This window comes from Paraburkholderia sp. Clong3 (genome assembly GCF_050436485.1).
GTDB classification, from domain to species: Bacteria; Pseudomonadota; Gammaproteobacteria; order Burkholderiales; family Burkholderiaceae; genus Paraburkholderia; species Paraburkholderia tuberum.
Window position 1 is genome coordinate 440495 of the sequence record NZ_JBNDMH010000002.1, and the last position, 21838, is coordinate 462332.

16 protein-coding genes and 1 pseudogene are annotated in these 21838 nt (G+C 63.9%); 9 read left to right on the forward strand and 8 right to left on the reverse strand.

Annotated features, from left to right (window positions below; all coding sequences use genetic code 11):
• Positions 1-136: 136 nt before the first annotated feature.
• From OKW30_RS06345 to OKW30_RS06355, 3 genes are all read right to left on the reverse strand, one after another.
• Entirely contained in the window at positions 137-2647 is a 2511-nt protein-coding gene (locus tag OKW30_RS06345; protein WP_429346283.1) for a YadA family autotransporter adhesin, read from the reverse strand.
• Between the two features lie 249 nt (positions 2648-2896).
• Positions 2897-3445, reverse strand: a complete 549-nt coding sequence (locus OKW30_RS06350) for an IS630 family transposase (RefSeq protein ID WP_429345693.1) — start codon at positions 3443-3445, stop codon at positions 2897-2899.
• Positions 3442-3903 carry a helix-turn-helix domain-containing protein gene (locus tag OKW30_RS06355; RefSeq protein ID WP_429345692.1) on the reverse strand — a complete coding sequence of 154 codons (462 nt, stop codon included), beginning with the start codon at positions 3901-3903 and terminating at the stop codon, positions 3442-3444. Before OKW30_RS06355 ends, OKW30_RS06350 begins: the two co-directional genes overlap by 4 nt.
• 403 nt (positions 3904-4306) lie before the next feature.
• Between OKW30_RS06355 and OKW30_RS06360 the strand changes: the two genes are divergently transcribed.
• From OKW30_RS06360 to OKW30_RS06380, 5 genes and pseudogenes are all read left to right on the forward strand, one after another.
• The gene (locus tag OKW30_RS06360) at positions 4307-5326 is read left to right on the forward strand and encodes a beta-propeller fold lactonase family protein (protein WP_184070944.1); all 1020 of its coding nucleotides are present in this window, start codon (positions 4307-4309) and stop codon (positions 5324-5326) included.
• 90 nt (positions 5327-5416) lie between these two features.
• On the forward strand, positions 5417-6415 hold the full coding sequence (locus OKW30_RS06365; RefSeq protein ID WP_429346284.1) for a sterol desaturase family protein: 999 nt from the start codon (positions 5417-5419) through the stop codon (positions 6413-6415).
• Between the two features lie 197 nt (positions 6416-6612).
• Positions 6613-7446 carry an EI24 domain-containing protein gene (locus tag OKW30_RS06370; RefSeq protein WP_184070940.1) on the forward strand — a complete coding sequence of 278 codons (834 nt, stop codon included), beginning with the start codon at positions 6613-6615 and terminating at the stop codon, positions 7444-7446.
• Between the two features lie 19 nt (positions 7447-7465).
• Entirely contained in the window at positions 7466-8314 is an 849-nt protein-coding gene (locus tag OKW30_RS06375; protein ID WP_429293434.1) for a competence/damage-inducible protein A, read from the forward strand.
• 13 nt (positions 8315-8327) lie between these two features.
• Positions 8328-10004, forward strand: a pseudogene (locus tag OKW30_RS06380) (GH92 family glycosyl hydrolase); the annotation flags it as partial.
• A gap of 204 nt (positions 10005-10208) precedes the next feature.
• On the opposite strand, the gene OKW30_RS06385 reads toward OKW30_RS06380, so the two are convergent.
• A complete protein-coding gene (locus tag OKW30_RS06385) occupies positions 10209-10673 on the reverse strand; it encodes a rhodanese-like domain-containing protein (protein ID WP_184022229.1) in 465 nt (154 codons plus the stop codon).
• 453 nt (positions 10674-11126) lie between these two features.
• Here OKW30_RS06385 and glnA point away from each other — a divergent pair, with 453 nt between their 5' ends.
• The 4 genes from glnA (at position 11127) to OKW30_RS06405 (ending at position 17717) form a co-directional block, all read left to right on the forward strand.
• Complete coding sequence (gene glnA, locus OKW30_RS06390; protein WP_184070936.1) at positions 11127-12542, forward strand: type I glutamate--ammonia ligase; 1416 nt, start codon at positions 11127-11129, stop codon at positions 12540-12542.
• Between the two features lie 199 nt (positions 12543-12741).
• Positions 12742-13884, forward strand: coding sequence for a nitrogen regulation protein NR(II) (gene glnL / locus OKW30_RS06395; protein ID WP_187626630.1), 1143 nt, complete (start codon positions 12742-12744; stop codon positions 13882-13884).
• 36 nt (positions 13885-13920) lie between these two features.
• Positions 13921-15459 (forward strand): nitrogen regulation protein NR(I), encoded by a 1539-nt coding sequence (ntrC, locus tag OKW30_RS06400; RefSeq protein WP_184070931.1) that lies wholly within the window; start codon positions 13921-13923, stop codon positions 15457-15459.
• A 140-nt stretch (positions 15460-15599) separates the two neighbouring features.
• Positions 15600-17717 carry a prolyl oligopeptidase family serine peptidase gene (locus tag OKW30_RS06405; protein ID WP_429346285.1) on the forward strand — a complete coding sequence of 706 codons (2118 nt, stop codon included), beginning with the start codon at positions 15600-15602 and terminating at the stop codon, positions 17715-17717.
• Positions 17718-17768: 51 nt separating this feature from the next.
• Here the strand turns inward: OKW30_RS06405 and xth are convergent, their stop codons facing one another.
• The 4 genes from xth to OKW30_RS06425 form a co-directional block, all read right to left on the reverse strand.
• Positions 17769-18545, reverse strand: a complete 777-nt coding sequence (gene xth, locus OKW30_RS06410; RefSeq protein ID WP_429346286.1) for an exodeoxyribonuclease III — start codon at positions 18543-18545, stop codon at positions 17769-17771.
• 323 nt (positions 18546-18868) lie between these two features.
• Complete coding sequence (locus OKW30_RS06415) at positions 18869-19888, reverse strand: ABC transporter ATP-binding protein (RefSeq protein WP_184067462.1); 1020 nt, start codon at positions 19886-19888, stop codon at positions 18869-18871.
• On the reverse strand, positions 19885-20886 hold the full coding sequence (locus OKW30_RS06420; protein ID WP_184067465.1) for an ABC transporter ATP-binding protein: 1002 nt from the start codon (positions 20884-20886) through the stop codon (positions 19885-19887). The genes OKW30_RS06415 and OKW30_RS06420 overlap by 4 nt, the downstream gene beginning before the upstream one ends.
• A gap of 1 nt (position 20887) precedes the next feature.
• Positions 20888-21838, reverse strand: a complete 951-nt coding sequence (locus OKW30_RS06425; RefSeq protein WP_409340029.1) for an ABC transporter permease — start codon at positions 21836-21838, stop codon at positions 20888-20890.

The following is a 21838-nucleotide window of genomic DNA, read 5'->3' on the forward strand; positions in this document are numbered from 1 at the left end:
GCTCGCGGACGCTGGACACTGGGTGTGCACCGCGGCCGATGAGCGAGCCCTCGCACCGGTGCGCGCGGGGTACACCGAGCGTCCTCTGAGCGCCGTCGCGGCCGGACTCGGTCCGATACGTTCGCTCGAGCTGATTTCACCAATGCATCCCCGCGCCGATCGATGCGCCGAACTGTCGGCGAGAGTCGGTGCTGCCTTGGACCTTGTAGATCCATTTGCCGGTGTCCGACAACTGCGACACGCTGATTGCGAGCGCAGATTGACCGCCGTACGTGCCACCCGCCATGGCGACCATGCCGTGTCCCGGCAGGACCGCTTGCGGCAAAGCTGCCATCGCGAGCGCCGATGCCGTGCCCCCGTAGCTGTCCCGACGGGCTGAGCGGATCTGGTCGTCGGTATAGCGATTCGACGCGCTGATCGCGCCGCTTACGCTTTGCTGCAACTGATTGACGTTGACCGCGTCGGTGCCTCGCACGCCGGTCGCGACGTTGGCGATCTGGCGTTCCTGGCCCGCCGCGCCAACCGATACCGTGTTCGCTCGGTCGGCGACGGAGCCCTGGCCTAACGCCACCGCGTTGTCGGCGCTCGCGCTGGCTGCGGCACCGACCGCCGTCGCGTTGTTGCCGCTGACGATGGCGTTCGCTCCGATGCTTGCCGCGTTGGTGCCGCTTGCTTGTGCATTCGCTCCGACGGCAATCGCGTTCGTGCCGGCCGCCTCTGCGTTCGCACCCTCGGCGACCGTGTTGACGCCGCTTGCCCGCGCGTTCGCCCCGGCCGCAATCGCGTGCGCGCCGGACGCCTGCGCGCTCTCAGTCGCGCTATCGCCTGCCGCGCTGAACAACGCGTCGGCCGAGCCGATCGTCGCGTTATTGATCGCGCCTTCGAGCGCCGCGTTCAGCTGACCGAGGTTGACCGCGTCGGACGCCTGTACGCCGTCTGCGACGTTGTGGATGACGGTGCCCTCCGTGGTATCGCCGCCGAGCGTAACGCTGTTCCGGTTGATGCTGCCGTCGGCGTTCGTGTCGTACATGACCGCGCCGTCGAGCTTCGCTGCGGTCGCGCTGCTCTGGTCGCTCACCGCTTTCAGCTGGGCGACGTTGACCGCATCGGTGTCGGCGGTGCCAGCCGCGACGTTGGTGATCTGGCGCTCGTTGCCCGTTGAACCGACCGACACGGTACCCGCGCGATCGGCGATCGAGCCCTGGCCGAGCGCGACGGAGTTTGCAACTAGCGCGCTCGAGTTAGATCCGAGCGAAAGTGCGTTGTCGGCGGCTGCGCTGGCACCGGAGCCGAGCGCGAGGGCGCCGGCGCCGTTCGCCGTGGCGTTGGAGCCGAGCGCCGTCGCACCGGAGCCGTAGGCCGACGCTGACGCGCCCAGCGAGGTCGCGTCGGCCGTGCCGGCGACGGCGCCCGCGCCGATCGCGGTCGAGTCGGTTGCGCTGGCGCTGGCGCTGGTGCCGAATGCGGTTGCGTTGCTGCCCATAGCGCTGGCGTTGCTGCCCGCGGCAAGCGCGTGCGTGCCGTCTGCGAGCGCCTCGTTGGAGCCGTCGGCCGGGTCAGCAGCGCTGAAGTAATGCAGCGCGCTGCTTTGAGCGAGTGCATCGACCTTGTTGTCGACCGCGCTCAACTGGCTCACGTTGACCGCGTCGGTGGGCGCGGCGCCCGCGGCGACGTTGGTCAGGCGACGCTCGTTGTTCGCCGAGCCGAGCGAGACTTCGCCCGTCGCGCTGGAGGCCGCGATCGGGGTGGCGCCCGTTCCCACGGGCACAAACGCGCTTTGCGACAGGTCCGTCGTGGTGCTGGCGTTGGCGCCTAGCGCGACGCTATTGTCGGCGCTCGCGTTTGCGTTGCTGCCGAGCGCGATCGCGCCGGCTCCCGCGGCCGTTGCACCGAAGCCGATTGCGCTGGCGTAGGCGCCGCGTGCCTGCGCGGCAACGCCGAGGGCGATGGCGCCGACGCCGCTGACGACGGCATTACTGCCAAGCGCGACGCTCGAGTCCGCGAGCGCCGAGGCCCATGCTCCGGCGGCGAGCGAGTTGGCGCCTCCGGCCTGCGCGACATAACCGAGCGCGGTCGATCCGACGCTGGTTGCCGTGGATAGGGAGCCGAACGCGGAGGCGGCCGAGTCCGCCGCTATTGAACCGGAGCCCGCTGCGACCGAGTCGACGCCAAGCGCCGACGCGTTCAGACCGACCGCGGTCGCGCGTTCCGCTTGCGCATTCGCATAAGGCCCGAAGGCGCTCGCGCCTTCGCCTTGTGCGGAAGAGGAGAGGCCCATGGCGACGGCGCTATCGCCGTGCGCCGTGGCGTTCGCCCCTACCGCGATCGCGCCGTCGTTTTGCGCGTTCGCCTGCGAGCCGACCGCCAGGGATGAGTTGCCGCTTGCGGTGGCCTGTGCACCTATCGCGACCGCGATGTCGCCGGGCGCGCTGGCCGTGCCTACCTCGACGGAATCGATGCCGGCGCCTGTCGCTTCCGTGACGTAAAGGGCCGCCGCCGCTATTGCAACACCCGCGGTACTTCGAACCGCCCGGGCGATGCTTTTCTGGCGCGCGGAAGCACGGTGTGTTTGCAGGCAGGCAGTTCGCGGCGCTGCGACTTTTATTTGAGACGTGGTATGGCGAATTATCGAAATATTCTTGTTCATCAATTAAAAATCCTCCGCATTATTGTGGTTAGTGGCACACAGCGCGTATTCCGACTTTGACGTGAAGTTATTGCCTGGTGGGTTTGAAAATATTGAAAATACAAAAACGCCGGTCATTGGTAAGGCTTGCGTTATTTGGCCGAGCGCGCGTCAGCCCGGAGATGTACGCTCGGGATTCATGGGGGAGGCGCTACCGGGGCGGCGCGTATGGAGAATTCTCCGATGTCAGCGTGCAATTCAGATAAGTGTTCAGGAAAAATTGATTTGAAAATCGGCGCCGTACCTGCTTAGCAGTGCTGCGAGTTCGGCATCGATGGTCTCGCGCGTCCAGGTGAGGGCTCGACGCCATCGGTATTTCAGGTGCCGCCAGACGATCTCGATCATGTTGAGCTCGGGGCTATAGGCAGGCAGGTAAAACAGGATGACCTTATGTTCGAGCAGCCAACGTTGGCGCGTCGCGTCGCTGATACCGTGATGGATGCTGGCATTGTCCAGCACGATCACCGTGGGCAGACCGTTCCCGGTGGCGAGCACACTGTCGATGAAGCACTCGACATCCTGGGCTTTAATGGTGCCGGTATGCGCGGCGTGGATCAGCGTGTTTTCGCCGAAGTCCAGTGCGCCGATCACGCTGCGGCGGCAGTGATGGTTCGGTTCGACCTGGTGAGGCAAGCCTCGTGGTGACCAGCTACGTTGAACCGGCGGCGATCCATGGAAGCCCGCCTCATCGAGATACACCAACCGCACGGCGTCCCCGCGTGCAGCCTGTTGGAGTTTCTCGAGTGTGGCCTGTTTCATTGCGAACGCTTCTTCGTTGCGCTTTTTTTGAGCGCGTAGCGGTTGCGCTTGAACGAAAAGCCGTTGCGCTTGAGAGCTTCGCCCAGCGTTTCGACCTTGCAGGGCAGCGGCTCGTTGAGCGCGGCTTCGACGCGCTGGGCAATGCCACCAAGGGTCAGCGGTTCGGCGCGGGCGATCTCAAGGGCCACAGCGATCTGGGCTTCAGTCAGCAGCGCATGCCGGCCGCCGTTATGTGCGCCCATCAAGCCGCATATGCCCCGCTCGCGCCATGCGTGCGACCAGTTGTAGACGCTCTGGCCACTCACGCCCAGTTGCGCCGCAATGGCGCGGGCCTTGAGGCCACGTCCGAGCATCAACAGGCCCGCCGCGCGTGTGCGCGTATCCCGATGACGGTGATTGATCGACATCTGCTGCAATGTCAGCTCCTCGACTGCCTTCAACACTACGACACACTTCATCCACGACCCCGGCACCGACCAAGACGCCAGGTTAGCCAAAGTCAAACCGTTTTACCAGGAACACTTATCAGCCAACTCCGAAATTCAATTGGGCTAAAAAATATATTAATACGGCTAGGTTTTTATTGATAAGGAAAGAGGAGTATTCTTATTGTTCCCGCTAATCATTTGCGCGATTTTAACGTGTGGCTGATGCATGATTGACCCTGACAGGGAGAGCACATTGATTCCTCACTCGAAAACCCGCGGCGCGAGCATCAAACCGGACGTGGCAGACGAAACCTCCCGCACGCGGCCGCGCTTCATCGCACCCGTCATTTTTCGGTCGTCGCCAGTGACTTACGTCAACCGCCCGGACCGGCAAACGTTCTACAATGACCGTTGTTCTCCGAAGCGAGTTTTCATGCGTAAATTTTTTCTTCCCGGCTTGAGTGCCACGTTCGCCGCGACCGCGGTGCTGGTCGCCGCCGCAGGCTTTTTTTCTCCGGCGGCGCACGCCAATAACGTGATCGTGCTCAATTCCGGCGAGGCCACGCTGAGCCTGATCGACGAGAACAGCCGCCAGGTCATCGGCACCGTGCCCACGGGCAAGGAACCGCATCACCTGATGGCCACGCCAGACAATTCCTCGCTGATCGTCGCCAATTCGGTGTCGAACAGCCTGATGTTCGTCGATCCGAAAACGGGGCAGTTACAGCGCTGGGTCGAGAACATCGAAGATCCCTATCAGATCGGTTTTTCGCCTGATCGCAAGTGGCTCGTCACTACGGGACTGCGGCTCGATCGACTCGACATCTATCACTACGACAACCAGAAAAACCAGATGACGCTGGCTTCACGGCTGCCGCTCGCGGTGATGCCGAGCCACATGGCGTTCTCGAATGACAGCAAGACGGTGTTCGTCTCGCTGCAGATCTCGGGCGAGCTCGCCGCCATCGACCTGCCCACGCAAACCGTCAAATGGAAGATGAAGGTCGGCAAGGTGCCCGCGGGTCTGTGGATGACGCCGGGGGAAAAGTACCTGCTCGTCGGCATGACCGGCGAGGACTGCGTCGCCGTGGTGGACTGGCGCAACCAGAAGGTCGTCAAGACGATTCACACGGGCAAGGGCGCTCACAATTTCCGCTCGCTCGCCGACGGCAAGCATGTCGCGGTGTCGAACCGCGTCGCTAGCACGATCAGCATCATCGACGAAGACACGCTCACCAACGTCGGCGACATCACCGGCCTGATGCCGGGACCGGACGATATGGAACTTTCCGCCGACAAACGCTATCTGTGGGTTACCTTCCGCTTCGCGAAGCACGTTGGCATCATCGATCTCAACACGCGCAAGCTGATCCAGACCATTGCGGTGGGCCGCTCGCCGCACGGCATCTATTTCTTCGACCGCGCGCCGGTGACGGCGCCGAACGGCGCTTGAGGGGCCTGAGGGCGCCCGACAGTGCCTGAGGGCAACAGGGCAGAGCCAGGACGCCACGAGCCACCAAGGATGAAGTAACAGGCCAGCATCATGTTCCATCTGATTTTCTCCTCACTCGACAGCTTCGTTTCAGCCGCGCAGACGTGGCTGTACGTCGACGTGGTGCAGCCGCTGCTGTTCCGGTTCAATCTGATGGACTACGACGAGGACACCTACGACAGCCTGTACTGGGTCATCGTCGGTGTGCTCGAGGTGCTCGCGATGTACGCGATCCTGCGTCCGCTCGAGGCGCTGCGCCCGGTCGAGCAATGGGAGAACCGCAAGGCCGTGCGCGTCGACGTGCTGTACACGTGGATCGCCAAGCTCGGCATTCTGAACCTGTTCTTTTTCTTCGCGCTGCAACCGTTCTTCGACAACGTGCAAGGCTGGCTGCGGCTGCACGGCATCGCGAACCTGAATTTCGACAACCTGTGGCCCGGCGTGACCACGCAGCCGCTCGTCACGTTCGTCATGTATCTGCTCGTACTCGATTTCGCCGGCTACTGGTATCACCGCTGGCAGCACCGCTTCGGCGTGTGGTGGGAACTGCATGCGGTACACCATAGTCAGCGGCAGATGTCGCTGTGGTCCGACGATCGCAACCATCTGCTCGACGACCTGCTGCAGGCGTCGTTCTTCGCGATGATCGCGCTCGCAATCGGTGTGCCGCCGTCGCAGTTCGTCGTGCTGGTTGCGATCACGAATCTCGCGCAAAGCGTGCAGCACGCGAACATCCGCCTGTATTATGGCTGGCTCGGCGAGCGGCTGCTCGTCAGCCCGGCGTTCCACCGCCGTCACCACGCGATCGGGTACGGTCACGAAGGGCTCAATTACGGTTGCAATTTCGGCGTGCTGTTCCCGTGGTGGGACATGTTGTTCCGCAGCGTGTCGTGGAGCCGCGACATTGAGCCGACCGGTATCAGCGATCAGCTCGAAGGCCGCCGCTATGGCGATGGATTCTGGGCGCAGCACTGGTTCGCCTTCGTGCGCATCGCGCATCGCCTCGTATCGAAGCGCCGCGCACCCGGCAACGACACCGCTGCCGTTTGAGTCGGTTCAGAGTCCGTTCTGAGTCCATTGCGGATCCATTCGAGCGCGCACTCCGCCGCGCTGCTCACTTCCGCCGGCCGCGCGTCCCTTGGTTTATGCTGTGCACGTTCGAGCGCACCCTCCAGTGCCCCAGCATGCCTGGCCCGGGCGCGGCGCGATTCTCCCGTCCATCGTTTCGTTCGCAGGCACTGGCTCGCATGAATGATCTGTTGCGCTCGTTTGGGCGCGCACTCGCAAGCGCGTTGCATCCGCGCATGCTCTGGCTGACCTTCAAACCGTTTATCGTCGCGACGGTCGGCTGGGGCGTACTCCTGTGGTTCTTCTGGCAGACGCTGACCGGCGCGACCCGCACCTGGCTCGACGATTGGTCCTTCACCGCCACGTTTTATCATCTGTTCGACGTGCTCGGGTTTTCGACGCTGCACGCGGTCATCGCGCCGTTCATCGTGATTGCGATGGCGATCCCGCTGATCGTCGTCACGGTGCTGCTGCTGATCGCCATGCTGTCGATGCCGGCCGTGATCCGCTTTCTCGCGGCCCGCCAGTTCGCCGGGCTGGAGATGCGCCACGGCGGAACGTGGTACGGTAGCCTCGGTCAGGCGCTCTGGACCACGCTGCTGTGTCTGGCGCTGCTGATCGTCACGTTGCCGCTGTGGCTCGTGCCGCCGTTCTTCGCGTTGATTCCGCCGCTGCTGTGGGGATGGCTCACGTATCGCGTGATGACCTACGACGCGCTCTCGTTGCATGCGACGCGCGACGAGCGGCGCGAACTGGTGCGGCGCCACCGGCTGCCGTTGCTGCTGATCGGTATCGTGAGCGGCTTGCTAGGTTCGCTGCCGACGCTGTTGTGGGCGTCGTCGGTATGGCTGATTGTGCTGTTCCCGGTGATCACGACGGTGACGATCTGGATTTACGCGTTCATCCTCGTGTTCTCGGCGCTATGGTTCGGCAACTACTGCCTGCGCGCGCTGCAGCGCATGCGGGCGGAAGCGCCTGGTGGCGCGCGCGAGGTCGCGCCGGTTCCCTATTGATCAAACGAAAGAGGCGGCAATGGCATTTGGCGTCATCATCATCGGCGATGAAATCCTGTCGGGCAGACGCGTCGACAAGCATCTGCCGAAGGTCATCGAGTTGCTCCGCGGGCGCGGGCTGTCGCTCGGCTGGGCGGAGTACATCGGCGACGATCCGGAGCGCATCACGGCGACGCTGCGGCGCACGTTCGCGTCGGGCGACATCGTGTTCTCGACGGGCGGTATCGGTGCGACACCGGACGACCACACGCGCCAGTGCGCGGCGGCCGCGCTCGGCGTGCCGCTCGAGTTGCATCCGGAAGCCGCGAAGCTGATTCAGGAGCGTATCCGCGACATGTATCCGGCGAACTCGCCGGCGCCGCTCGATCTGAACTCGCCCGAGAACCGGCATCGCCTGAATATGGGCACGTACCCGCAGGGCGCCGACATCATTCCGAACGGCTACAACAAGATTCCGGGCTTTTCGATCCGCCAACACCATTTCGTGCCGGGTTTCCCGGTGATGGCCTGGCCGATGATCGAGTGGGTGCTCGACACGCAGTACGCGCATCTGCATCACACGACGCCGCACGCTGAAAAATCGCTGCTGGTGTTCGAGTTGCCGGAGTCGCGCGTGACGCCGCTGATGGAGAAAATCGAGCGCGATTTTCCGGGCGTGCGGGTGTTCAGCCTGCCGAGCGTCGGGGATGCGGAGCGCGGCGGCGTGTATGCGCGGCATCACATCGATCTGGGTGTGAAGGGTGAACCGGAAGCCGTCGCCGCGGCGTTCGTGAAACTGCGAGAGGGAGTGCATCTGCTCGGTGGCGATATCGTCGAGCCTGAAGCGGCGGCGGCAGCAGCGGCGGCAGCGGCCACGGGTAAGCCGTGAAGCTGAGCGGGCCCTCAATACGATTCAGGTAAGCAGTCAGGACACGTCCGCGCTTGACGAAGTTTTATACGGCGTTCTATCACGCGCTGTGGGCGCCGAGCGTATTCAGCGATTCCAACGGCCAATATATCGGCTTCGACCAGCAGGTCCATACGGTTAGCGCGGGCCACGCGGCGCAGTACACCAGCTTTTCGGGCTGGGACATCTATCGCTCGCTGATTGCGCTCAAAGCCACGCTGTTTCCTCAGGAAACCAGCGATATGGCGCAGTCGCTAGTCAACGATGCGGATCAGTGCGGCGCGATTCCGCATTGGGTCAACGACAACGTCGAGGATGGCGTGATGCCCGGCGACGCCGGCTCGCTGATCGTGGCGGGCGCCTATGCATTCGGCGCGCGAGCGTTCGATGCCTCGGGCGCGCTGAAGCACATGATCAAGATGGCCAACGCTCCCGGAACGGCGTGCAATGGCGTGACCACGAACGGCGGCCGCGCCAGTTATCTGCAGTTCGGCTACATCACGAACGGCGAATTGGGGGCAGGCATCGTCGACGCTCGAATACGCGAGCAGCGGTTTCGCCATTTCGCAGTTTGCCGGCCAACTGAGCAATTCAACGATCCAGAAGATGCTGCTGAGCCGCTCGGCCTATTGGCAGAACCTGCTTAACGCGTCGCTGCCGCCGCCTCTGATCGCCGCGCGCAACTCGGACGGAAGCTGGATTGCACAGACGCAGAGCAGCACCAACAACTATGTCGAAGGCAATGCCGGGCAGTACACGTGGATGGTGCCGTTCAACCCGGTCGGACCGTTTGCGCAACTGGGCGGCAACACGGCGGCGGTGTCGCGCCTGAACGCGTTCTTTACGGTGTTGAACGCGGGGATGAGTCTGCCCAATTTCTATATGGGCGACGAACCGACCTTCGAGGTGCCGTGGCTATATAACTGGGCGGGTTCGCCGTCGGGCACGCAGAACGTGGTCCAGCAGATCATGGCGAACGCCTTCGGCACAGGGCCGAACGGTTTGCCCGGCAATGACGACCTCGGCGCGGTGTCGGGATGGTACGTGTGGGGGGCGTTGGGTCTTTATCCGGGGATACCGGGTGTCGGCGGTCTCGCGATCGGCAGTCCGCAGTTTGCGTCGATCACCGTTCATCTGGGCAACGGCAAGACGCTGCGTATCCATGCGCCCGGTGCGCCCAGCGCGAAGTATGTGCAGAGCCTGAGCGTCAACGGTGCGGCCCACCATGGTTCGTGGCTCGACATCGAGGCGCTCGCCAGCGGCGCCACGCTGAACTTCGTGATGGGTTCGTCTCCCTCCCAGTGGGGGGACGAGCGCGGCGGACGCACCCCCTTCGTATCGGGTGCCGCTCGCGCGGAATGTGGCCGACGCATTCAACAACCACGGCATCGGCAGCGACGGCAGCACCGATACCGATGGTCTGGGTGCGGACTTCGACGGCTCGCTGTTCAGCTACTCGTCGCAGGCCTTGACGGCGGCGGGCGCGGCGCCGGGCAAACCGTTCTCCTTCAATGGCGCGAGCTTCGTCTTGTCTGGCGGCCCGCTCGATAACGCGGTGGCGGTGGGGCAGACCATCGCGATGCCGCCGGGCAAGCTCGTGACGAGCATCACGCTGCCGAAACAGGTCAGCGCGGGCAAGTTGCACGTGTTCGGGATTTCGGCCGCGCCCTGAACACAATGGAGCGCCGCGCGCGCGGCGCTCGACAAAACAAGCGGTCCGCGCCTGAGGGTTAGGTTGGCGCGAACCGCGACATCGCAGTGTCACAACCCGCGCCGACGATGCAATCAATGCGTGGTCGGCGCGAACCGTTTCAATCGGCCTGCTTCAGCGCCGCGCCACGGGCTTCCGTAGATGCGGGCAGTGCGCCACGCGTCATCAGGCTCCGATCCACGGCAAGCCGCGAAAACACCATCCCGACACCGTCTTCCGATGCCCCTGGCCGTCCTTGTCGCCTTCGAAGCCTTCCAGCAGGTCATACGCCTTCGTGAAGCCGGCCTGGGTCGCGGCGATCGCGGCGAGCTTCGAGCGCGCGGCGCTGCGGCACAGGAACAGCACCGGCGTGTCGGGCGAGGCGACCTGCGCGAGTTGCTGCACGAACTCCTGATTGGGCACCGCGCCCGGATAGCGCGTCCATTCGACATGCGCGTATTGGCCATCACCGATCACCGGCCGGCCGACCCAGTCGAGCTCGGCGCGGGTACGCACGTCGACGAGACGCGTGCGCGGATCGAGTTCCAGCAGTTCGAACGCCTCGGCCGGCGATACCGCGCCCGCGTAGGGCAGTTGGTTCTCGGTGCGGCGGGCGTCCGCCTTCGCGTAAAGCTGTTCGAGCGTGCTCATGAGCGTCAATCTCCTTCGGACCAAATGATCATTCTAGCGCGCTGCAGGCAGCGCACAGACCTGTGTAGACTGGACGGCGCCGGGCAGTCGCGGGCGCCATCCCAACCTCGATGCGCAAATATGGTGCATTTTCTGCTGAATGCACCAACATGGTATGGATCGTGGTTTCCAAAGCGGTGAATGCGCGAAATTGGTGCGTTGCGATGCCTGCACGTTTGTTTGCGAGGCTGCTCTCGCCTCGTGCGTGGCCGGCAAACATAAGCGGCGCAATGTGTGCGCCGGATTGGCCCATCCGGGGTCCAGAGGTGGCACACTATCTGCTTTATTGGTGCCGATCGATTTATCCCGGCAGAATTTTCCGCCCGCGACGCCATATAAGTGGACGTGCCGGGATGGGTCAGCTAGATTGGGCGGCGGCTGAATCCGCCGAAATTGTTAATCAGGAGATAGGTTATGAGTAAATCCGTGGCCGACGTCATTCAACTCGTCAAGGACGAAGACGTCAAGTTTGTCGACTTCCGTTTCACCGACACGCGCGGCAAAGAACAACACGTTTCGGTGCCGGTGTCGGCATTCGATGAAGACAAGTTCGAAAGCGGCCATGCGTTTGACGGTTCGTCGATTGCCGGCTGGAAGGGCATCGAAGCATCGGACATGTTGCTGGTCCCGGACGCGAACACGGCCTTCATCGACCCGTTCTACGAAGAATCGACCCTCGTGCTGACCTGTGACGTCGTCGAACCGGCTGACGGCAAGGGCTACGAGCGCGACCCGCGCTCGCTCGCGAAGCGCGCCGAAGCGTACCTGAAGAGTTCGGGCCTCGGCGACACCGCGTACTTCGGTCCGGAACCGGAATTCTTCATTTTCGACTCGGTCCAGTGGAACACGGATCAGTCGGGCTGCTTCGTGAAGATCGGTTCGGAAGAAGCACCGTGGTCGTCGGCGAAGGAATTCGAAGGCGGCAACACCGGCCACCGTCCGGGCACCAAGGGCGGCTACTTCCCGGTCGCGCCGGTCGATTCGTTCCAGGACATCCGTTCGGAAATCTGTCTGCTGCTCGAACAGATCGGCATTCCGGTCGAAGTGCATCACCACGAAGTGGGGGGCATGGGCCAGAATGAAATCGGCACGAAGTTCTCGACGCTGGTGCAGCGCGCCGACTGGACGCAGCAACTGAAGTACATCATCCAAAACGTCGCGCACACGTACGGCAAGACGGCAACGTTCATGCCGAAGCCGGTCGTCGGCGATAACGGTTCGGGCATGCACGTTCACCAGTCGATCTGGAAGGACGGCACGAACCTGTTCGCAGGCAATGGCTACGCAGGTCTGTCGGAATTCGCGCTGTTCTACATCGGCGGCATCATCAAGCATGCTCGCGCGCTGAACGCGATCACGAATCCGGGTACGAACTCGTACAAGCGCCTCGTGCCGCACTTCGAAGCACCGGTCAAGCTCGCTTACTCGGCTCGCAACCGTTCGGCATCGATCCGTATTCCGCACGTGTCGAGCCCGAAGGGCCGCCGTATCGAAACGCGCTTCCCGGATCCGCTGGCGAACCCGTACCTGTGCTTCTCCGCGCTGATGATGGCGGGTCTGGACGGCGTGCAGAACAAGATTCACCCGGGCGAAGCCGCCGACAAGAACCTGTACGACCTGCCGCCGGAAGAGGATGCAAAGATCCCGACCGTGTGCGCGGGCCTCGACCAGGCTCTGGACTCGCTCGACGCGGACCGCGAGTTCCTGACGCGCGGCGGCGTGTTCACGGATGCGATGCTCGACGCGTACATCGAACTGAAGACGACCGAACTGCAGCGTTATCGTCAGTCGGTGCACCCGATCGAATTCGAAATGTATTACTCGCTGTAAGCGGCCATGGCGCTTCGCCCTTCACCCGGCGAAGCGCTTTGCCCGACGCTCGCGATCGGTCACGAAGGGACGGCGGCGCCGTCCCTTTTTCGTTAGGCCGCACGCATGGCCGGCCGCGCGCGGGCAACACGGCATTCGGTGAAGCACAATAAAGCAGCACTCCTGATTTATCACCATCTCCTACCGGCCAGACTGCAAGATGGTTCTCAAGAATCTGATCAAGGCAAGGAAAGGACACGAACAGACGCTGTCGGACGACATGCAGCTCGTGAGTTCTGGCTTGCTGCCGGGCTTCGAGGCGCTGCCGACCGTCTTGCTGGTGCTCGAGAAGCGCACGCTGCGCGTCGCGTTCGCGAATCCGTCGGCGGAGTCGATGCTGAAGATGTCTCGCAAGCAACTCACGCAGATGGCGTGGCCAGACATCTTCTCGAACGCGGACGAACTGGTCGCGACGATCACCGCGATCGCCGCACACCGTTTTCACGCGACGCATCTGGACGCCGTGCTCGAGCGTCCCGGCCACGAGCCGCTGCACGTGCATGCGATCGTCGGTTTTCTGGAAAGCGCGCAGGACTACGTGTTGCTCGAACTGTTCGAGAACGAGCGGCATCTGCGCACCGACCGCGAAGAGCGCATCAACGACCTGACGGCCGTCAACAAGCATCTGATCCGCAATCTCGCGCACGAAATCAAGAATCCGCTGGGCGGGATTCGCGGCGCCGCGCAACTGCTCGAGTTCGAACTCGGCGAACGTCAGCGCGACGAGTTGCGCGAGTACACCCAGGTCATCATCAAGGAGTCGGACCGTCTGCAGACGCTGGTCGACCGCTTGCTCGAACCGCACCGGCATCCGCATATCGTCGGCGACGTGAATGTTCACGAGGTGTGCGAGCGCGTGCGTCAGGTGATTCTCGCGGAGTTTCCGCGCGGCCTGACGATCGAGCGCGACTACGACGTCAGCGTGCCGGATCTGCGCGGCGACAAGGAGCAACTGATCCAGGCGCTGCTGAACATCGTGCGCAATGCGGCCGAGGCGTTGCGCGAGCGGATCTCGCAGGGCGATGCGCGCATCGAATTGCGCACCCGCATCGCGCGCAAGGTCACGATTTCAAAACGCCTGTGCAAGCTGGCATTGGACTTGCATATCATCGACAACGGCCCAGGCATTCCCGAAGAGATTCGCGACCGCATTTTCTATCCGCTCGTGTCGGGGCGCGAGGACGGCAGCGGTCTCGGTCTCACGCTAGCGCAGACCTTCGTGCAGCAGCACGAAGGTCTGATCGAGGTGGACAGCCGGCCGGGCCATACCGAGTTTCAGATTCTGCTGCCGCTCGATCTCTAGATAACACAAGCACCTCAAGACTTCTGACCGACCTATATGAAGCCGATCTGGATAGTAGACGACGATCAATCAATTCGCTGGGTGCTCGAGAAAGCGCTGGCGCGCGAGAACTTCGCGACGCGCAGCTTCGCGAACGTGCGCGAAGCGTCGGCCGCGCTCGATCACGACAGCCCGCAGGTGCTGGTCTCCGATATCCGCATGCCTGGCGGCTCCGGGCTGGAGTTGCTGCAAACCGTACGCGACAAGGTGCCGGGCTTGCCGGTCATCATCATGACCGCGTTCTCGGATCTCGATAGCGCGGTCGCCGCATTCCAGGGCGGCGCGTTCGAGTATCTGGCGAAGCCGTTCGACGTCGACAAGGCCGTCGAGCTGATTCGCCGCGCGGTCGACGAAAGCATGCGCGGCGAGCAGACGTGGGACGACCGCGTCGCCGAAGCGCCCGAGATGCTCGGCCAGGCGCCCGCGATGCAGGACATGTTTCGCGCGATCGGCCGCCTGTCGCATTCGGCGGCCACCGTGCTCATTACCGGCGAATCAGGCACCGGGAAGGAACTGGTCGCGCGTGCGTTGCACCGACATAGCCCACGCGCGAACGGCCCCTTCATCGCGTTGAACACGGCCGCGATTCCGAAGGATTTGCTGGAGTCCGAACTGTTCGGTCATGAGCGCGGGGCGTTCACCGGCGCGCAGGCGATGCGCCAGGGACGCTTCGAGCAGGCCGAGAACGGCACGCTGTTTCTCGACGAAATCGGCGACATGCCGTTCGATCTGCAGACGCGTTTGTTGCGCGTGCTGTCGGACGGGCAGTTCTATCGCGTGGGCGGCCACAATCCGTTGCGCGCGAATGTGCGGGTGATCGCGGCGACGCACCAGAATCTCGAATCGCGCGTGCGGCAGGGACTGTTTCGCGAGGACCTGTATCACCGTCTGAACGTGATCCGTCTGCGCTTGCCCGCGTTGCGCGAGCGCAACGAGGATATCCCGCTGCTGACGCGGCATTTCCTGCAAAAGAGTGCGCGCGATCTCGGCGTCGAACCGAAGCGCGTGTCCGAGGAGGCGGTCGCGTATCTCGCGTCGCTGCCGTTTCCGGGCAACGTGCGGCAACTCGAGAACCTCGCGAACTGGCTCACGGTGATGGCGCCCGCGCAGACGATCGAAACCAAGGATCTGCCGCCCGATCTCGGTCCCGCGCATGGCGCCGGGAGCGAGCCTGGTGCGGGCGCCGCTGCCGGCGCGACGACGGATGGGACCGTGGCGACCCATGCGGGAATCGCGGGCGGCGTGCCGCTCGCTGGCACGAACGGCGGCGCGCTCGTGCATCCGGGTGGGGCGGCCGGTGCGTCGGTCGCCACCGCGCTGAGCGCATGGGAAGGCGGCTTGCGCACCGAAGTCGCGCGCATGCTGCGCGAAAACGCGGCCGACGTGATGGACGAACTCGCGCGCCGCTTCGAAGCGGCCGTGATCCGCGAGGCGCTCGACTTCACGCGCGGCCGCAAGGTCGAGGCGGCCGAGCGGCTCGGCATCGGGCGCAATACGATTACGCGCAAGATTCAGGAGCTCAATCTGGAGCCTTGACACGCTCGTTCTGAGCGATGCTGCACGGCAGGCGGGGGCGGCTCAGGCCGCCTTCGTCGTTGTTGCAGCGCGCCCCGCGGCAAACCGTCAACCACCGCGCACGAGGCATAATCAACGCTGTTCCGATCCAACAGCCGACGATGCCAGCTTCTTCAGCTTCTCCCGCCCCGTTCGAGTGGCCGCTTTCCCCCGATCCTTTCCTGTCGCTCGAAGAGCTGTACGACGCTGACGCACTCGCATGGGTCGACGCGCAGAATGCGCGCACCCGCGTGGCGTGGTGCAGCGGCGAGTCGTTCGACTCGCTCAGACGGCGGCTCGCCGATGCCTATCTGCCGCGCGAGCGTCCGGTGATTCCGGATCGCTGGAAGGACTGGGCCTACGATTTGTGGCAGGACGAGCGCAATCCGCGCGGTATCTGGCGACGCACCGTGTGGGCCGCATGGCGCAACGGCGCGCCGGTGTGGCAGAACCTGCTCGACTTCGACGCGCTCGGCGCGGCCGACGGCACGCCGTGGGTCTGCGTCGATCTCGATATCCTTTATCCGGACGGCGACCGCGCGCTAATCACGATGTCGCCGGGCGGTTCGGATGCGCTCGTCGTGCGCGAGTTCGATCTCGACGCGCGGCGTTTCGTCGACGATGGCTTCGCGATTGCGAAGGCGGGCAAGCACACGGTGTCGTGGATCGATCGCGATACGCTGTACGTCGGCTGGGACAATGGGCGCAAGACGCTGACGCGCTCCGGTTATCCGCGCGACGTGCGGCGCTGGACCCGCGGTACCGCGCTCGCCGATGCGCCCGTCGTGTTTCGCGGCGAGTTTGGCGACATCGGCGTGGAGGCGCATTACGATCCGGTCGATCGCCGGCATACGGTGACGAGCAGCGTCGACTTTTTCGATTCGCACACGTATTACCTCGACGACGCTAGCGACGCCTGGCATCGTTACGAAGTGCCATCGCACGTCGCGGTGGGGGCGTGGCAGGGCTGGCTGTTGCTCGAGCCGCGGCTCGATTGGGAATGCGAGTGGGACGGCAATCTCGCGCGCTATCCGGGCGGCGCGCTGCTCGCGATTCGCGAGGACGCGTTCCTGCGCGGCGAGCGCGACGTGACGCCGCTATTCACGCCGACGCCGCTGACCTCGGCCTGCGAGTGGTCGCATACGCGCCATCATCTGATCGTGTCGTATCTCGACGACGTGCGCGGCAAGACGCTGATCTGGACGCCGTCGCCGCGCGAGGACGGCACCTGGCAGTGGCGTGAGCGCGTGTTCGCGTCGCGCGGCGATGCGCAGGTCGACGTGTCGCCGGTCGAGTCGACACTGAACGACGAAGTGTTCGTCGACACCGACGATTATTTGCAACCGCCCGCCTACTGGCTCTCCGATCTCGCGCTCGAGGAGCCCGGCGAATGGGAGTTGCTCGACCGTTGGCCGACGCAGTTCGACGCGACGCGCGTTGCGGTGACGCGCGGGCATGCGGTATCGGCCGATGGCACGCGCGTACCCTACACGGTGATTGGGCCGAAGGAAGCGCCGTCGTCGCCGGGCGATGAAAGCCCGCCGCGCCCATGTCTGCTGAGCGGCTATGGCGGCTTCGCGATTCCGCTGCTGCCGAGCTATCTGACGGGGCAGGGCATCGGCTGGCTCGAACGCGGCGGCGTGTACGTGGTCGCGCATATTCGCGGCGGCGGCGAGTTCGGCACGCGCTGGCACACGGCGGCGCAAGGCGAGCATCGCCAGCGCGCGTTCGATGATTTCATCGCGGTCGCCGAGGCGCTGATCGCGACCGGCGTGACGGGCGCCGCGCAGCTCGGCATTCAGGGCGGCAGCAACGGCGGTTTGCTCGTGGCCGCCTGCATGGTGCAGCGGCCGCAGCTATTCGGCGCGGTCGTCTGCGAGGTGCCGTTGCTCGATATGAGCCGCTATCACCTGCTGCATGCGGGCGCCTCGTGGATCGACGAGTACGGCGACCCCGACGAACCCGATGAAGCGCGTGCGCTCGCCGCATATTCGCCGTATCACAACCTCGCGGCGGGTGTCGCGTATCCGCCGGTGCTATTCACGACGTCGACCGCCGACGATCGCGTGCATCCCGGCCATGCGCGCAAAATGGCCGCGCGCATGCAGGCGCTGGGCGCGCAGCACGTGTGGTATCGGGAGAATACGGAAGGCGGCCACGGCGGCTCCGATGAGTTGGAGCAGGCCGAGCATGATGCGATGGTGTTCGGGTTCTTGTGGGGTGTGCTGGGCGGCGCTTGAAGCAATAGGGACGCGAGGCAGCGCTGCCTCGTTTCGTCGCTGTATTCCGGATCAGCCCAGCTGCGCGAACACTGGCGCGTGATCCGACGGCTGCTCCCACTTGCGCGGCACCTTGTCGATGTCGCACGCCGAGCAGATGTCGGCCAATGCCTTCGACAGCAGGATGTGATCGATGCGCAGTCCCGCGTTGCGACGGAACGCCATCATCCGGTAGTCCCACCACGAATAGATTTTTTCCTGCTGCTCGAACTGGCGGAACGCGTCGAGCAGGCCGAGGCCGATCAGCTGCACGAACGCCGCGCGTTCCTCGGGCGACACCAGATTCTGACCTTCCCATGCCTTCGGATCGTGCACGTCGCGATCGTCGGGCGCGATGTTGTAGTCGCCGAGCAAGGCGAGCTTCGGATGCAGCGTCATCTCGGTTGCGAGCCAGTCGTGCAGCGCGTCGAGCCAGCGCAGCTTGTACGCGAACTTGTCGGTGCCGGGCGCCTGGCCGTTGGGGAAATACGCGGAGATGATGCGCACGCCGTCGATGGTTGCCGCGATCACGCGCTGCTGCGGGTCCTCGAAACCGGGGATGTTGCGCACGATGCTGCTTTCGTCGACGTTCAAACCTTCGCGCACCAGAATGCCGACACCGTTATAGGTTTTCTGACCCGCGTACCAGCTTCGATAGCCGACCGCCTCGAGTTCGGCGCGCGGAAATTTTTCGTCGGGAAGCTTCAGTTCCTGCAGGCACAGCACGTCGGTGCCGCTGCTCGCGAGCCAGTCGATGACGTGTTGCTGGCGGACTTTGAGGGAGTTGACGTTCCAGGTGGCGATTTTCATCGGTTGCACAAGCTGTTGATTTTCAATAAATATTTGACTTGATGTGGTCCTGATATACGTATCGATATACCATTTCACGAGTGGTGTTCCGTTACTCGGGAGTCGCACGCCATGCCAGTCCGGCGTCGCAGCCTATATGATACGGCCTGTCACGCCGGGGGGCGCGGGTTCGAGTCCCGTCCACTCCGCCAGACAAAGCCCGTTCATGGGAACTTGAACGGGCTTTTTGCTTTTGGCCCATCACGAGGCCATCAGCTCGGGCCGGTCGAGCGTGGGCTTTCGCCGCTGTCCCGGTTGTTGAACTCCCGCCCATGAAACAGGCGCTATTCGGTAGGAACGGGAACCCGGATGCACGCAACCCGCCGTGCATCACCTTGCCGGGAAACCGCTTGCGGTTGCGCATCGCCGCATGCGTCGATCGCGGCGGGGCAGCGCGTGCGGAACGCGCATCCCGACGGCGGCTGCAAGGGCGACGGAATCTCGCCTTGAAGCAGCAGATGCCGTCGCGCGCGCTCGACGGTCGGGTCGGGAACCGGTACGGCCGACAGCAATGCACGGGTATAGGGATGCGCAGGTGCCGCGTACAGCGCGCGTTTTTCGCCGAACTCTATCACGCGCCCCATATACATCACCATCACGCGATGGCTGATTGCTTTCACCACGGCCAGATCGTGCGCGACGAACAGCAGCGACAACGACAGTTCGCGTTGCAAGTCGCGCAATAGATTAACGATTTGCGCTTGAATCGACACGTCGAGCGCGGACACCGGTTCATCGCAGATCACGAGTTGCGGCTCGCTGATCAATGCCCGTGCAATTCCGACGCGCTGACATTGCCCGCCCGAAAACTCATGCGGATAGCGCCGCAGATGCTGCGCATTCAGGCCGACGCGTTCGAGGATGGTCAGCACGCGAGCGCGCACATCGGCGCGCGCGACATCGGGCCGATGCGTGATCAACGGCTCCGCGACGATCTGCTCGATCGTCATGCGCGGATCGAGCGACGCCAGCGGGTCCTGAAAGATCATCTGCACGTCGCGCCGCAAGATGCCGAGATCGCGCTTCGCGCCTTGCACGGTTTCGACGCCATGAAGCTTGACGCTGCCGCCCGACGCAGGCGCAAGACCGACGATCGCGCGCGCGAGCGTGGACTTGCCGCAACCGGATTCACCCACCAGCCCGACCGTTTCGCCGCGCCGTACATCGAACGACACGCCGTCGACAGCGCGCAGCGTGGCCTTGCCGGACCACGGTAATTTGCCGCGCGGCACGCTGAAATGCACCTTCAGTTCGTTCACCGACAGCAGCGGTTCGGTACTGTTGCAAGCGGAATGCTGGTTCATCGAACGGCCCCCAGTATGGCTGGAACCGGACGGTGGCACGCGCGCAATGCACCCGCCAGATCACTACGCGCGTCGAGCGACGGCACTGTGGTGCGGCAAGTATCGTCTGCAAACGAACAACGCGGTGCGAACGCGCAACCCGCGCCAATTTGCCCCGGCAAAGGCGGATTGCCCGGAATGGTTTGCAACGGGCGGTCGTCGTCGTCGGTGATGCGCGGCAGCGCGTTCAACAGGCCGATCGTGTACGGATGGGTCGGCGCGGCGAACAGCGCACGCGCGTCTGCCTGCTCGACCGTGCGCCCTGCGTACATCACCATCACGGTATCGCACAAACCGGCGACCACGCCCATGTCGTGCGTGATGAGGACGATTGCCGTGCCGCGCTCGCGATTCAGTTCGCGCAGCAATTCGATGATTTGTGCCTGAACGGTGACGTCGAGCGCGGTAGTCGGTTCGTCGGCAATCAAAATTTCCGGTTCGGACAGCAACGCCATCGCAATCATCACGCGCTGCCGCATACCACCGGAAAACTCATGCGGATACATGCCGATGCGGCGTGCGGCATCGGGAATCCGCACCGTGTCGAGCACCTCGATGGCACGCCGACGCGCTTCGCGACGCGACAGCTTCTTGTGCAATTGCAGCGATTCCGTCATCTGCCGTTCAATGGTCAAAAACGGATTGAGCGCCGTCATCGGGTCCTGAAACACCATGCCGATCCGGTTGCCGCGAATCCTGTTCAGCGCTGCGTTGTTCATCGTCAGCAGATCGCCGCCGTCTTCGCCACGATACAGTGCGGTGCCCGACACGCTGCCGTTCGACGACAGCAAACCGAGCAGCGCCATCACGGTCTGACTCTTGCCCGACCCGGATTCGCCGACGATGCCCAGCGTGCTGCCCGCGTCGAGCGAAAACGACACGCGTTGGACCGCATCGACCAGCGGTCCTTCGCGGCGCGTGAAGCGCACACTCAGGTCCTTCACTTCGAGTAGCGCCATGTCAATGATCCTTGGGGTCGAGAGCGTCGCGCAGACCGTCGCCGACGAAGTTCACGCAATAAAGCGTCACGCACAGCATGACGGCTGGGCAGAGCAGCAGCCACGGCATCGATTCGAGTTTTTGGGCACCGTCTTCGATCAGCACGCCCCAACTCGTCATCGGCTCCTGGACGCCGAGTCCGAGAAACGACAGCACCGATTCCGTCAGCACGATCGACGGCACTGTGACCGTGGCATACACGACCACCACGCCGATCAGGTTCGGCACGATATGCCGCGCGATGATGGCGCGGGTGCTGACGCCAGTCGCACGCGCCGCGTCGACGAATTCGCGCGAACGCAGCGACAGCGTCTGACCGCGCACCACGCGCGCCATATCGAGCCACGAAAACGCGCTGATGGTCAGCACGACCAGATAGAATGCGCGGCCGAACAGCGTCATCATCATGATCGCGATCAGCATGTACGGAATCGCGTACATCACGTCGACGACGCGCATCATAACGGCATCGACGCGTCCGCCCATGAAGCCGGCTGTCGCGCCCCACGCGACGCCGATCAGTCCGGACACCAGCGTGCCGAGCAACCCGACTTCGAGCGATACGCGCCCGCCCACCAGCGTGCGCGCGAGCAGGTCGCGACCGAGTTCGTCGGTACCGAACAGATGCATGCCGAGCCACGACGGCGGCAGACTGATCGATCCCCAGTCGCTGTCGACCGGATTGTTGGGCAGAAACAGCGGCCCCGCAAAGCATGCGACGACGATCAGCAGCAGGATCACGAGACTTGCAAATGCCGCGCGATTACGCAAAAAGCGCATGCCGGCAATCGCGAACGGTCCGCGCGAAGCCTTCGTGACGATGCCGCCGGACAGACAGCCGCCTGCGGACGCCGCATCGGCCGGCGGCGCGACGAACGCACGCGCGGCCAGGTTGAATCGACGAATCTTCAT